General features: G+C 44.1%; 13 protein-coding genes. 5 read left to right on the forward strand and 8 right to left on the reverse strand.

The window, feature by feature from the left end; translation table 11 throughout:
* Positions 1 to 26: 26 nt before the first annotated feature.
* Genes BLR84_RS07185 through BLR84_RS07195 form a run of 3 tightly spaced genes read right to left on the reverse strand, consistent with a single transcriptional unit; the run spans position 27 to position 1,587 of the window.
* Positions 27 to 404, reverse strand: coding sequence for a DoxX family protein (locus BLR84_RS07185; RefSeq protein WP_090466430.1), 378 nt, complete (start codon positions 402 to 404; stop codon positions 27 to 29).
* Between the two features lie 20 nt (positions 405 to 424).
* Positions 425 to 1,084 (reverse strand): NAD(P)-dependent oxidoreductase, encoded by a 660-nt coding sequence (locus BLR84_RS07190; RefSeq protein WP_090466432.1) that lies wholly within the window; start codon positions 1,082 to 1,084, stop codon positions 425 to 427.
* A 26-nt stretch (positions 1,085 to 1,110) separates the two neighbouring features.
* Entirely contained in the window at positions 1,111 to 1,587 is a 477-nt protein-coding gene (locus BLR84_RS07195; RefSeq protein ID WP_090466434.1) for a DUF2214 family protein, read from the reverse strand.
* Between the two features lie 180 nt (positions 1,588 to 1,767).
* Here BLR84_RS07195 and BLR84_RS07200 point away from each other — a divergent pair, with 180 nt between their 5' ends.
* From BLR84_RS07200 to BLR84_RS07225, 5 genes are all read left to right on the forward strand, one after another.
* Positions 1,768 to 2,394: a MarR family winged helix-turn-helix transcriptional regulator gene (locus BLR84_RS07200; protein WP_090466435.1), complete on the forward strand. Its 627-nt coding sequence runs from the start codon at positions 1,768 to 1,770 to the stop codon at positions 2,392 to 2,394.
* A gap of 82 nt (positions 2,395 to 2,476) precedes the next feature.
* Positions 2,477 to 3,271 carry a DUF5995 family protein gene (locus tag BLR84_RS07205; RefSeq protein ID WP_090466437.1) on the forward strand — a complete coding sequence of 265 codons (795 nt, stop codon included), beginning with the start codon at positions 2,477 to 2,479 and terminating at the stop codon, positions 3,269 to 3,271.
* 162 nt (positions 3,272 to 3,433) lie between these two features.
* Complete coding sequence (locus tag BLR84_RS07210; protein WP_255366873.1) at positions 3,434 to 4,300, forward strand: alpha/beta fold hydrolase; 867 nt, start codon at positions 3,434 to 3,436, stop codon at positions 4,298 to 4,300.
* Between the two features lie 26 nt (positions 4,301 to 4,326).
* Entirely contained in the window at positions 4,327 to 4,557 is a 231-nt protein-coding gene (locus BLR84_RS07215) for a DUF4287 domain-containing protein (RefSeq protein WP_090466439.1), read from the forward strand.
* Positions 4,558 to 5,705: 1,148 nt separating this feature from the next.
* Positions 5,706 to 7,571: a DNA topoisomerase 3 gene (locus BLR84_RS07225; RefSeq protein ID WP_090466443.1), complete on the forward strand. Its 1,866-nt coding sequence runs from the start codon at positions 5,706 to 5,708 to the stop codon at positions 7,569 to 7,571.
* A 478-nt stretch (positions 7,572 to 8,049) separates the two neighbouring features.
* Here BLR84_RS07225 and BLR84_RS07235 read toward each other — a convergent pair whose 3' ends face one another.
* From BLR84_RS07235 to BLR84_RS07255, 5 genes are all read right to left on the reverse strand, one after another.
* Positions 8,050 to 9,051 (reverse strand): NADP-dependent oxidoreductase, encoded by a 1,002-nt coding sequence (locus tag BLR84_RS07235; RefSeq protein WP_090466447.1) that lies wholly within the window; start codon positions 9,049 to 9,051, stop codon positions 8,050 to 8,052.
* 21 nt (positions 9,052 to 9,072) lie between these two features.
* On the reverse strand, positions 9,073 to 9,840 hold the full coding sequence (locus BLR84_RS07240; RefSeq protein WP_090466448.1) for an SDR family oxidoreductase: 768 nt from the start codon (positions 9,838 to 9,840) through the stop codon (positions 9,073 to 9,075).
* Positions 9,841 to 9,862: 22 nt separating this feature from the next.
* Entirely contained in the window at positions 9,863 to 10,675 is an 813-nt protein-coding gene (locus tag BLR84_RS07245; RefSeq protein ID WP_090466450.1) for an SDR family NAD(P)-dependent oxidoreductase, read from the reverse strand.
* A gap of 141 nt (positions 10,676 to 10,816) precedes the next feature.
* On the reverse strand, positions 10,817 to 11,467 hold the full coding sequence (locus tag BLR84_RS07250) for a TetR/AcrR family transcriptional regulator (RefSeq protein ID WP_255366874.1): 651 nt from the start codon (positions 11,465 to 11,467) through the stop codon (positions 10,817 to 10,819).
* Positions 11,468 to 11,550: 83 nt separating this feature from the next.
* Positions 11,551 to 12,654 carry an LptF/LptG family permease gene (locus BLR84_RS07255; RefSeq protein WP_176851987.1) on the reverse strand — a complete coding sequence of 368 codons (1,104 nt, stop codon included), beginning with the start codon at positions 12,652 to 12,654 and terminating at the stop codon, positions 11,551 to 11,553.
* Positions 12,655 to 12,837 lie beyond the last annotated feature (183 nt).

Genomic DNA, 12,837 nt, shown 5'->3' on the forward strand with positions numbered 1-12,837 from the left:
TTTCACCATGCAAGGAATCTGAATAATCATCTCTCATTTTCAGGCGCAGTGGTTTTTCTGATCTTTTCAAGGTAAAACAAACCTGTTAGTATGATCACCAATACCAAGAGAGGTTCTAAAGACGCCAGTATCGAATAACCACTATTCAATTTGGCAACAAAAGCCGAAAAAAGGTTAATCGCAAAGCCAACATATATCCACTCCCGTACCCGCTGATTAACCTGTGGTATAAGCAGTAAAACGACACCTATTATTTTGATCATAATAAGCTCGATCCTGAAATAATTTGGAAAACCCAGGTGTTTAAACTCTGCGGCATTAGTACCTGCATAATAAGCGCTAAACAACATAAAAAAAATAATGCCACCGGTTATGCTCCAATAAACTACTTTTTGTTTTTTCATCTTTTTAAGGTTATTGCTTGCTAATAACCTATTTCTACCGTGGTTTTGATGATTGCCGGATTATTGATGTTGTGAATAATAAAATGCGCCACATCAGCACGCGAGATCTTAAGACAATCCTTCAACCAGTCATTAATTGCCGTGCGGTAATGTCCCGTTGCTGGCTGATCGCTGAGCTGTGGAGGCCTAATGATCGTCCATTTGGTTTCGCTCGCCTTGATAATGGACTCCATCCGGCGCAGATCGGCATACATATGTTTTAAGAGCTTCTGGATAACATATTTGGCGAGGAATTGAACAAAGCGGGGTATCACCGGGCTTATTTCAATAGCCGAGGCAGATATGAAGAAGGCTCGTTTAACTCCTACAATTTCCATAGCCTGTAAAAGGTTCGCGTTCCCCTCCGAGTACAAAGTAGTAGGTTTATCACCAAACATCCCTCCCTTAACACCAATTGCTGATATAACAGCATCTTTACCTACCAGGTATTTTTCAAGTGTGGCGGGCTTGAGCAGATCGCCCTGAACTACCTCCAGATTTTGATGGATTAATGGCAGATTGGCTGGATTTCGCACCAGGGCGGTAACCCTATGCCCCGCATTCAGAGCCAGCTCTACACACTGCCTGCCTATGCCACCATTCGCGCCTATGATCAGTAATTGATATGTTTGATTTTCCATTCAGGTATTTATTAATGCTTTGATGATCAGTTAAATTTAAATACACTTAAAAAAACGATCACGAAGAAAATGATCAGTTGCACCAGGTAAAACCGGCTGAGGCGAGCTCTTATCACAAAGGCTTCGGCAGCCAGCGTTGCTCCTGAGCTTTCAATAACAGTTTTTAATTTAAGGGCTTGCCGTCTGCCTGCCAGTATACCATTGAGGATCAAAATAATCACTAGGCCAAATTTTATCCTGAACCATAACTGCTCGCCAAAAGCGCCATGGGTTATGGCCATCATACCTATACCAGTGAGTACAAGCAAGGCCGCGCCAATACCGATAAGCCTCGAAAATTTTGAAGTTGCCTCCAGTAATCCGGCAGAACTGGGTTCGCCGCGGTCAATTTGCTTCCAAAAGGTTTTAAATACGGAATAATCAACAATGGTGGTTCCTGCCATAATCACCAGGCCAGAAAGATGCAGAACAAGCAAAGTTTGAAGAAGGATCTGTAAGTTCATAAAAAATGAGATAAACTTTAATAATTTGATTAGCAAACAAATACGATCAGTTAAATAGAGTCACGGGTTATAAATACTTCCCTTTGGTTGTATTTATAATTCAAATCTATACCTTTTGGTATCAATAATAATAAAATATTATGCCATTTTTATGTAAATTTGCTACCAAAAGGAAGTAATTTGAATAAGACAGTAGAACTGGTTAAGCTATGGGGGGCCTATGAGGAGCAAAACCCGAATGCTACATTAGATAATTTTTTCAGGTATCAACTATCCCTGATCCCAAAAACACCCGAAAAAACCGATCAGCAGGAAAAACTGATACCCGATATCAACGGTCGCCTGATGATCCTGTTAAGGAGGGTCGCTAAATATCATATTACTTACTCCAACAAGGCACTCGAAGGCACCGGGTTTGATCAGATAGAAGAATTTGGACTCCTGGTTACTATCTTTAACGAGGTAAACCCTATCAAGTCTGAAGCCATTTATAATAATATCATTGAGCTGTCAAGTGGTACCAATATGCTTAACCGGCTCAAAAAAAGAGGTTTGGTAAGCGAGTATGCCGATACAGAAGACAAGCGTGTAAAAAGACTCCAGGTTACCGCAAAAGGCAAAGAAGCCCTTATGATCGCCAAAGACAAGGTACAGAAAGTGGCCAAAATGATGTCGTATGGCTTATCTGATGAAGACAAACAGTTATGCATCCAACTGCTTAGCCCTGTTAACAGCCGGTTTAACGGTATGGTCCAGAAACAAAAGAACAAGTCATTTGACGAAATATTCCGGGAGATGACCTCCTGATATTCACGGTGCGGCATAGTGGTTTAATCCGTATTGTTATTTTATTTAACTTTATGGCAGCACCACTTAAACCTGAACACTTATGCCAGCCACCACTATTAATGAGGTTATAGACGCCTTACAAAACATTATTACCGAAAGCATTGCCACCAACAACCGCATAGGGTATTTTGCCGCGCTGTATTATAAGGTTACCGCTGCCGTTCGCGATGGTATTGTCAAAGGTCAGTTTGAAAATGGCCCCCGGATGGAAAAGTTCGACGTCATTTTTGCCAGCCGATACCTGGATGCCTTAACCGCCTGGAAAAACAAGCAGCCCCTGAGTGATTCATGGCGCGTGGCATTTGAAACCGCCGAAAGATCATCACCCTTGGTATTACAGCAATTGCTGTTAGGGATGAATGCCCATATCAACCTCGATCTGGGTATTGCTGCAGTTGAAGTATCCAACGGCAATATGGATGGCGTACAAAAAGATTTTGATGCTATCAACACCATCATTTCGGCATTAACTTATGAGGTGATCAGTGAGATCAACCGGATATCGCCACTGCTTTCCTTACTGGGCTTACACTCCTCCAATTACTCTATTATCATACAGTTTAGTATTGGCAATGCCCGCGATGGCGCCTGGTGCTTTGCAGAAGACCTATTGACCAAACAGGGTATAGCCTATACCGATTGCATCAGCGCCCGCGATAAAACCATTGCCCAACTGGCTGGCGGACTTGCCCATGCCACCGGTCTGATGCGGATTACTCTTTGGCTCATTCATGTTTTTGAATGGAAAAGCCCTTCAAAGATCATCAGGGAATTACATGACTACGAAAAGGAAAAAATAACCATCAATCCTGTTGTAACAGCCCCTGCCGCATAAACCATCTTGTTTTCATTATAGCAATTCCGTAGTTTCATTTATCCAATTACAGAACTATCCAGGTTAGTATACTCATTTGTCGCAAAGCGCCCATTAATTGTCGGATATGCCCATTTAGCAATTGAACAAGCAGCCGTACATTTGAATATAAAATTTACTCCGATGAAAAACACCATCAATAATAAATTCACCCACATCCCATTAATCATTATGGCTATGATGACTGCCGGCAGCTCGACACAAGCCCAAACAACAGAACAAGGCAAATACGCCAACGTTAACGGCATCAAAATGTACTATGAAATTCATGGTACAGGTAAACCATTGGTACTGATACATGGCGGCGGTTCAACCCTCGCCACTTCTTTTGCCCGTATCATCCCCATATTGTCCAAAACCCATCAGGTAATTGCCGTTGAACTACAGGCTCACGGCCATACCGGCGACCGCGACGCACCCGAAACTTTTACACAGGATGCTGATGACGTTGCCGAACTGTTACGTCAGCTTAACATATCAAAAACTGATGTATTAGGCTTTAGCAATGGCGGCCAAACAACGCTTGAATTAGCCCTGAGACATCCAAAACTGGTTGAGAGGCTCATCATCGCTTCGGCATTTTATAGCCGCGATGCGGTACCCGCAGGCTTCTGGGAAGGTTTCAAAAACCCCAAATACAGCGATATGCCACAGATTTACAAGGACGAATACCTGAAAATAGGCAACCAGGCAGGGCTCACGAACATGTTTAATAAAGACGTTCAGCGCATGAGCGTGTTTAAAGGCTGGACCAAAGAACAGATAGCCTCTATACAAGCTCCTACCCTGGTGGTCATTGGCGATCATGACCTGGCAATCCCGGAACATGCCGCCGAAATGTCGCGCTTATTACCTCACGGTCAGCTGGCTATATTGCCCGGTCACCATGGTGAGTACTTTGGCGAGGCCTTTTTCCCGAACGCCAGCAGCAGAAAGGTTGAAAGTTTTAGCCTGATCGTAGAGGATTTCCTGACAACCCCAATCAATTAGTAACCAGCATTATAAATTATAAGAACATGTCATTCCAAGCATATCTTACCACCATCAAAGCCAAAACCGGCAAAGATGCCGCCGACTTCAGAAAACTGGCCGAAGAAAAAGGCTTTACCCAAAACGGCGAGCTGACCGCCACTACCAAAGCCGGCGATATTGTAAACTGGCTTAAAACCGATTTTGAGCTGGGGCACGGTCACGCCATGGCTATCTACGCTTTACTCAAAGGTATCAAGAACGAAAGCAGCCAGTAAAACGGCTATCATTATATACAGATCCTACCATCATGCCCGTTTTTCCGCAGGCATTTTTTGCTGATGATAATACTTTTTAAACCCCCAATTTTAACACTTTTCTGGCCAAAAACAGGGTAAAAACGGGTCAAAACTCATTCAAAACCATCGATTTTAACACTTTTTAACAAATTTTAACGTGGTTTTGAGCAGTTTTTTAAACTTTAAAAAGTATTAATTTATTGATTATCAAATAACTACATACAAAACGGTTATTTTTAGGTTGTATTTCCCTTAACCAAACAGCCCGGTTTTCTCTTTTTTGAGGAGAAAAACCGGGCTGTGAATGTATATAAAGATAGTGAAAATTCGGGAGAATAACAAGGGGGCTTTACACCCCGATAAGTCATCCTGAACTTGTTTCAGGATCTCTCAGGACGGTTAGCCATTGCCATGCGCAGCTATGCATGTGGGATGCCGAAACGAGTTCGGCACGACGGGTTTAGATTATGTCAACACAATCATGCCATCGTTGGCACTGCATGCGCGAAACATACAAGACGACTCTGTACAATATGCGATTGCCACGTCGTTCCTCCTCGCAATGACGTGATTTGATATTCTTTTCCCCGTCAGCAGAACAGCTTCGGGCAAAAGCGGGCAGAACAATGATGGGCTGTGTGCTTGCAAGGGCATTGCAAGTTTTGCAGAAGAGGTGGAATTGTGGGTGCGAAGCAGGGCAAATAATTGCAGCCCGTGGTTCTGTCTGATTTGCAGGGCAAAAGCCTAGTGCGGCAAAGAAGCATTTCTGGTGACAGCCTTTTATTCGTTGTTGTTTGTTTCTTTATAGGTACTCATTATCTCGCTCCGCTCGGTCTGGTTACTTTTGTGGCGACATACGGCGAAGCCATCTTGAGTACCTATAAAGAAACAAACAACAACGAAAAACGTGACTGACCCTCCCGCAGCCAAGAGCGGGTATACGCCATGCAAAGTGGCTCTGTATAGCATAGTGATTGCTTTGTACCTCGCAATGACGTATTCTTTTTCCTTTACTGACCTCCTTTGGAAAGAGCTGCGCGGAGGCCCTTTTTTCCACATCCATTGTACCAACCGCTTGGTTTATCTAACTTTCGCCTCTCAAATTAATTTTGAGCGCCATCCTGTACATGAAAGTTATCATTGCCGAAAAACCATCCGTAGCCCGCGAAATTGCCAAAGTGTTTGGCGCTACCACCAAAAAGGATGGTTATATGGAAGGCAAGGGCTATACATTTACCTGGGCCTTCGGTCACCTTTTACAGCTGGCGCCGCCGCAGGAGTATGGCTTTTACGGCTGGAGCGTTCAGAATCTGCCCATGCTACCACCCAAGTTTAAACTCAGCATCCGCAAGGTAAAAACCAAGGATGGTATAGTAGATGATCCCTCCGTTAAAAAACAGCTAAACACCATCAAGGCCCTGTTTGACGAAGCTACCGAGATCATCGTGGCAACGGATGCCGGGCGCGAAGGTGAGCTCATCTTCCGCTATATTTACTATTACCTCAAATGCAAAAAGCCCTTTAAAAGGCTCTGGATATCGTCGCAAACTGATGAAGCTATTAAGGAGGGTTTCCGCAATCTGAAACCCGGCACCGATTATGATACGCTGTTCAATTCGGCACATTGCCGCTCCCAGTCGGATTGGCTGGTGGGTATGAACGCCACGCAGGCGCTCAGCATTTCGGCAGGTACCCGGGCGGTGCTTTCGCTGGGCAGAGTGCAAACCCCTACCCTGGCCATGATCTGTTCGCGTTACCTCGAAAACAAGAATTTTGTGCCGCAGCTGTATTACCAGGTAAGTATCCAGGTAGATAAGGACGGACAGGTTTTCCGGGCCATCTCTACTGAAAGCTTTAAAACTACCGAAGAGGCACAGGCTATAGTAGATAAGGTGGAAGACGTACCTTCGGGCTTCCCTAATGGCGGCCATATAGTAAGCGTAGAGGCCAAACCCCGCAAGGAACCGCCGCCGTTATTACATGATCTGAGCAGCTTACAACAGGAAGCCAACAAACGCAAGGGCTTTACCGCCGACCAAACCCTTGGCTTGCTGCAAACCCTATATGAGGGCAAGCTGGTTACCTATCCGCGTACCGGTAGCCGCTATATTGGCGATGATGTATTTGCCACTGTACCCGGATTGATAGAAAAATTTAACGAGCACCCGGAGTTTGGCAAGCAAGCCGCTTTTTTGGCTACGATAAAACTGAACAAACGCAGTGTGAACGCCAAAAAAGTAACGGATCACCATGCTATACTGCCTACCGGCGAAAAACCATATCAGCTCTCCGGCGATCTGCAGGCCATTTACGACCTGGTGGCCGCGCGGATGCTGGAAGCTTTTCACCAGGAATGTATCAAGGAGATCACTAAGATCACGGTACAATCGGGCTCCCTGTTTACCGCCAGCGGAACGGTGATCAGCTCGGCTGGATGGCGTTCGGTATTAAATGATCCCGACGAGGAAAAGAAGGACGAAGAAAACGCGAGTCTGCCCAAAGTACAGCAAGACGAGCGCCTGCCCATCCCCGAAAAGGCCCTGCTCGAGAAACAAACCAAACCCAAACCACTATACAACGAAGCCTCGCTGTTAAAAGCGCTGGAAACCGCGGGCAAAGAAATTGAGGACGAAGAGCTGCGCTACGCTATGAAGGATAGCGGACTGGGCACACCCGCCACCCGTGCATCCATTATTGAAACGTTGATTAAACGGGATTACATCATTCGCGAAAAAAAGAACCTGGTACCCACCCCAACCGGGCTCAGCGTATACAACGTAGTAAAAGATCAGAAAATAGCCCAGGCTGAGCTAACCGGCAACTGGGAAAAACGACTGGAAGAGATTCGCTCAGGTGCTTCGGTCGACGATTTTCAGCAGGAGATCAAAACCTATACCCGCAACATAACCCAGGAACTGCTGCAAGCCGGCAAAAGCCTGATGGCGCAACGTAAGGAGACCTCACCCCAGCCCTCTCCAAAGGAGAGTGCGTAGGGAAATTACCTTTATCATTTTGAATCTAAAAAGGGTGTCATGCTGAGCTGCGTCGAAGCATGGTGGGCAGGCCTCTGCGCGCGCCCTTCGACAGGCTCAGGGTGACAGGCCTTTTTGATTTTTATTAGCATTATGCAGTCGCTCGGCTCCGGCGGAGTGACGACTATTTGCAGGCCTCTGGCCTGTGAGTCAAATATAATCTTGCTTTTTACAGCGGCCAGAGGCCGGGTAATACCGATCACTCGGCTGGAGCCGAGCGACGGCTGTAAAAATCATTTAAACAGGATTTTCAGTTCCCTCCCCACGGGAGGGGTGCGGCTGGCGGTGAAGTGGCAGGGAGGGGTTTATACAAGCGACTGAATTGTCTGGGGGATGAAACCCCTTCCTCCCCTTCCCGAGGGAAAGAATCGCACACACCCTGGCTTTTAAAAATTGTCCAAACGTACATTGTTGTCATGCCGAACGAGGCAAGACCATCTTACTTCATTTTAACAACGACTTTTCCTTTAGCCCTCCCGCTTTCAACATAGGCTATTGCTTCTTTGATCAACTCAAATGGGAATACTTTGTCCACAACCGGTATTATAGTACCAGAATTTATAAGGGAAGTGATCTCTTTTAACTGTGCTCCATTGGCCTTCATAAATAGAAATGAAAAGCCCACGTTAAGCCGTTTTGCTTTTTTTCTCACTCCGGAGCTCAATAAACGCATGATCAATTTCACGAACCAGGGGACTCCAATTTCTTCCGCAAAATCCGGATCAGGCGGGCCAGAGATCGAGATGAGTTTTCCACCAAGCTTTAATACGCGCAGCGACTTCTCGAGTGTCTTTCCGTCCTGACTATTCAAGACCAGGTCGTAACCGTTCAGAATTTTCTCAAAGTCATCTTTTTTGTAATCGATAACCACATCTGCTCCGAGGCCTTTCACCAACTCGATATTAGCTGCGCTTGTAGTGGTAGCTACGGTAGCACTCAGGTATTTCGCCAGTTGAATAGCAAAAGTGCCTACGCCACCGGAGCCTGCCTGGATGAATACTTTCTGCCCTTTCTTCAGGTTCCCCTTTTCGATCAGTGCCTGCCAGGCGGTCAGGCCCACCAGTGGGATGGATGCGGCTTGTTCCATGCTCAGCTTTTTCGGCTTAAGCGCTAAATCAGCTTCCTTAATCGCAATGAATTCTGCAAACGTTCCAATCCGGTGATCTGCCGGTCGAGCATAAACCTCGTCTCCAACTTTAAATTGCTGCACCCGGGCGCCGACCTTAGTCACGATACCCGCTACGTCATGGCCCAAAACAAATGGTGTCTTATACGGTAAAATGAGTTTGAACTCCCCGTTGCTGATTTTGGAATCCAGCAGGTTTATACCGGCAGCATGTACTTCTACCAGCACCTCATCTGCCTGCGGTTCCGGAACAGGCACTTGCCCAATGCGGCCGCCATCCTTGCTTTTATATTTGTCTATAATGAATGCTTTCATTTTTCTATGGTTATAATGGTTTTACGAGGCTATTACTTTGTAACTTTTCTTAGGATTAGCTAAATTAAAAGTCATTTTCGGAAAAAGCCGGTTGAGTATATACACTATTTTGGTATCGCCTATACGGATAGTAAGCTGATCTTTTTTAAGGCCTGCAATAAAGGCTTTCACCATATCTGCCGTGGTCATTTTTTTGCCGTTCATATCAGTTGTCATTTCTGTGGCAACAAGCGGCGGTAAAAGTTCAAAAACCTTTACGCTGCTGTTCAAAATCTGTAGGTGCTTTCTAAGCGATTTGGTGTAAAACTGCAATGCTACTTTAGAAGCTGAATAAGTGGCTTCCAGTAATGACGGAACATAACTCAATAATGAAGTAGTGTTGATGATCGCGCTTTCTTTCCTTGATTTAAGCATATCGATAAACAGGTTGTTAAGCCGGATCACCCCCAGGTAATTGACGTTCATTTCGTACGCCGCGTCCTCAAAATGCTGACCGCTTGCTGTACCGAGGTTGATCGGGTCAGTTAACACTCCTGCGTTATTATATAAAATATCTATACCGCCCAATTGCTGTACCTGGTTGAAAAGTTTTTGAGCATCACCGGCATCTGATACATCACTTTTAATGGTCGTAATTGCCGGATATAGCTTCCTGGCTTCATTTAATTTTTCCTGGTTTCTGCCGGTGATGATCACACTGGCGCCATTGGCTAAAAATTGTTTTGCTGCTTCCAGCCCGATACCTGATGCACCACCTGTGATCAATACCGTTTTTCCTTTTAATTGCATGATTTTATCTCTTTTGTTAATTCTATTTTGAAGCGTTAATCGATTTCAGAATGGATTTCTCGAAAAATTTATAGGCGAAATGTTGAAGCAGGAGTACGATTGAGGATCCTTTTCCTACAGGGTAACCAAACGTTGGATTTTTTTCCTTCACTGCCCGCAATAAAGTAGCGATAACCGGCGCAGGATCGGGTGCCTTATCAAATGCCGTTTTGGTATACGCGATAACCTTTTGCCGGAACTGATCATAGTCTGAGATCGTTCCTTTCGCTACAGTTGCACTTTCGCCGATATTGGTTTTAAAACTGATGGGCTCAACCATAACCACCTTGATATTAAACTGGTTCAATTCAAACCGGAGTGCCTTAAAATAACCTTCGAGGGCATGTTTGGAAGCCGAATAGTAGGCAGTATTTGGAAGACTAACTAAACCCAGCAGGGAACCAAGCGTAATTATTTTTCCGTGCTTTTGCTTCCTGAAGTAGGGTAGCAACGCGTTGGTTAATTTGATCGTTCCCCAAAAGTTGGTCTCAAACTGCTGTTTGCCTAACGCAATAGGGGTTTCCTCGGCAAGTCCGTTTACTAAGAAACCCGCGTTGTTGATCAGCACATCTAAAGTTTTGATCTGACTGAATAGTTGCTCGCCAAAAGATGCAATAGAATGGTCATCATTCAGGTCCAATGGCAGTAACTTAAATGGTAATTTTGCCTGGTGTTTTTGGGGATCCCGGCTTGTGCCGATTACCTGGTAGCCATTTTCGTGGAGCTTGCTGGCCACAAGCAGCCCGATACCCGATGAGGCACCTGTGACTAAAATCGTTTTTCCTTTTAATTCCATGATTTTTTATTTTAGATTTTTTAGTATATTTTATGACAATTTTTCACTTTTTATTTACTTAATTAGTATGATGTGTTTATGTTTTGCTTTTAGTTATGCCTACAAAAAAGACTTTTTAGTATATTTTATATCAAAAAAAATTTATATCGCATAACTTTCTAACTCCGCTTTCAGGCTCCTGAGTAAACCAGCCATTGGCTTTGCAGTATTCATCGCCCTGCACATCACAACTGCACCTTCAACCGCAGACACCGCTTTGAATGCATAAACGGCCGGATCAAGCTGCTCAGAAAACTCACCGTGGGCGATGCCTTGACTTAAAATATTAACAAACAATTCCTGTCCATGCCGAATGATTCCCGCTATCTTTTCTTTAATGGCCGGAAAGTTATCATCAGATTCCACAGCCATATTAAATACCGGACAACCACCCTTAAGGTAAGTATTCAAAGGATCTCTATAAAAATCGAGAAAGGCAAATACCTTAGCTTTTGCTGTTTTACCCTGGCTAATGGTTAGTAACATTTTCTCGCCATTATTATTCAGCATAAAATCAACAACCTGCAAGGCAAGGTCTTCCTTGCCTTCAAAATGACCGTAAAGACATCCTTTAGTCAGTTTTGTGGCAGCAAGCACGTCGTCTATATTAGCACCGGATATCCCTTTTTGATTAAAAATAGGGGCTGCTGTTTCTATGATAAATTGCTTTGTTCTTTCGGCTTTAGTAAGCATTTTAATAAATTTTATGATACAAAAATATACTAAAAAGTTTATTTTAAGATAAAATTTCAATCCTTCCACTCTTTATGACCCGAGGATGATATTTTTTTGTCCATTAAGAGCTTCTCACAAAGGACCTGAGGTGACCGAATTAATTATTTCGGCGCTTTGATGAGCAAATACCCGCCTATCATACTAAACAAAATATTGGGTATCATCACGGCAACAATAGGCGGCACGCCTCCATTTACCGAAAAAACGACGGCAAACCGCTCGATGATCACGTAGGTAAAGCAGAGTATGATGCCTATCCCCAATGGTAAACCCACGCCACCGCGTACCTTGCGGGATGACAAGGCCACGCCCAGCACAGTTAACACATAAGCCGATAAAGGATAAACAAACCTGTGTAGCTTTTCATAGTACAATTTATTGAGCACCTCTGGCCGGCGTAGTTTTTCTGTGTTGATGTTTTTATTGAGATCATTTAATGACATGGCCGAGTATTCGTTATCGTAAACAATAAAGTCTGTTGGGCGCATATCTAAAACAGTATCTTTTTTAGCCCCGCTGCGGATAAACTGTTCGCGGAGCCCATTGACATACTTTACAGTATAATCCTTTAATGACCATATCCGTTTTACCGAATCATAAGTTACCTGGTTAGCGATAAGCTTTTCGCGAAGCGTATCCTCATCAAACTTCTCCATAATGAATTGATAGCCGGTGTGCACAGCCGGGTTATACTGATCCAGATAAACATAGGTATGTTTATCTATCTGCATGTGCACCTGGCTTTTATTAGGGTCGTTATCTGTGATCCCGTTGGCGTTTTCGAACCTGTTTTTCAGGTGATTGGTATAAGGGATGAGATATACATTGGCAAAAAATGATACGATGAATATAAGCGTAGCCGCTATAAAATATGGCCGCAGAAAACGGTTAAAACTAACCTTCCCACTCAGGATGGGCACTATTTCTGTTTGATTGGCTGTTTTCGCAGTAAAAAATATCACCGCCAGGAAGTTGATGAGCGGCGAAAGCAGGTTGAGGTAATATGGGATAAACCCGGCATAATAGCCAAATACAATATCGTGCAGTTTGGCGTGATGATCGGTAAAGTTTTCTAACTTTTGCGAGATATCAAACACCACCGATATCACCAGGAAAATGGCCATGGTGAATACAAACGTACCCAGGTATTTTTTGATGATGAACCGGTCGATAATCAACAGGTACCGGTGTACAAAAGCCCTCATCGGTTTATAATCATTTTTAGTGTTTAATTTAGCTTAGCAACGCTAAATGCCGGGCATTTATTTTTGTGTAGCCTATAATTAAACCTATCCTTATAAAACCGGACATCAACTGTATCATAAGCGAACGCTTTTATAAGTCATTTAAACCACAACAACCATATTATCAATTATTTAACAATATGG

Source organism: Mucilaginibacter sp. OK268 (assembly GCF_900103125.1).
Taxonomy (GTDB): domain Bacteria; phylum Bacteroidota; class Bacteroidia; order Sphingobacteriales; family Sphingobacteriaceae; genus Mucilaginibacter.

Excerpts from the sequence above, each read along its gene's own strand:
- BLR84_RS07210 (WP_255366873.1), top strand. The coding sequence starts at position 3,434 with ATGAAAAACACCATCAATAATAAATTCACCCACATCCCATTAATCATT.
- BLR84_RS07185 (WP_090466430.1), bottom strand. The coding sequence starts at position 404 with ATGAAAAAACAAAAAGTAGTTTATTGGAGCATAACCGGTGGCATTATT.
- BLR84_RS07245 (WP_090466450.1), bottom strand. The coding sequence starts at position 10,675 with ATGGAATTAAAAGGAAAAACGATTTTAGTCACAGGTGCCTCATCGGGT.
- BLR84_RS07215 (WP_090466439.1), top strand. The coding sequence starts at position 4,327 with ATGTCATTCCAAGCATATCTTACCACCATCAAAGCCAAAACCGGCAAA.
- BLR84_RS07235 (WP_090466447.1), bottom strand. The coding sequence starts at position 9,051 with ATGAAAGCATTCATTATAGACAAATATAAAAGCAAGGATGGCGGCCGC.
- BLR84_RS07205 (WP_090466437.1), top strand. The coding sequence starts at position 2,477 with ATGCCAGCCACCACTATTAATGAGGTTATAGACGCCTTACAAAACATT.
- BLR84_RS07240 (WP_090466448.1), bottom strand. The coding sequence starts at position 9,840 with ATGCAATTAAAAGGAAAAACGGTATTGATCACAGGTGGTGCATCAGGT.
- BLR84_RS07195 (WP_090466434.1), bottom strand. The coding sequence starts at position 1,587 with ATGAACTTACAGATCCTTCTTCAAACTTTGCTTGTTCTGCATCTTTCT.
- BLR84_RS07190 (WP_090466432.1), bottom strand. The coding sequence starts at position 1,084 with ATGGAAAATCAAACATATCAATTACTGATCATAGGCGCGAATGGTGGC.
- BLR84_RS07225 (WP_090466443.1), top strand. The coding sequence starts at position 5,706 with ATGAAAGTTATCATTGCCGAAAAACCATCCGTAGCCCGCGAAATTGCC.
- BLR84_RS07255 (WP_176851987.1), bottom strand. The coding sequence starts at position 12,654 with ATGAGGGCTTTTGTACACCGGTACCTGTTGATTATCGACCGGTTCATC.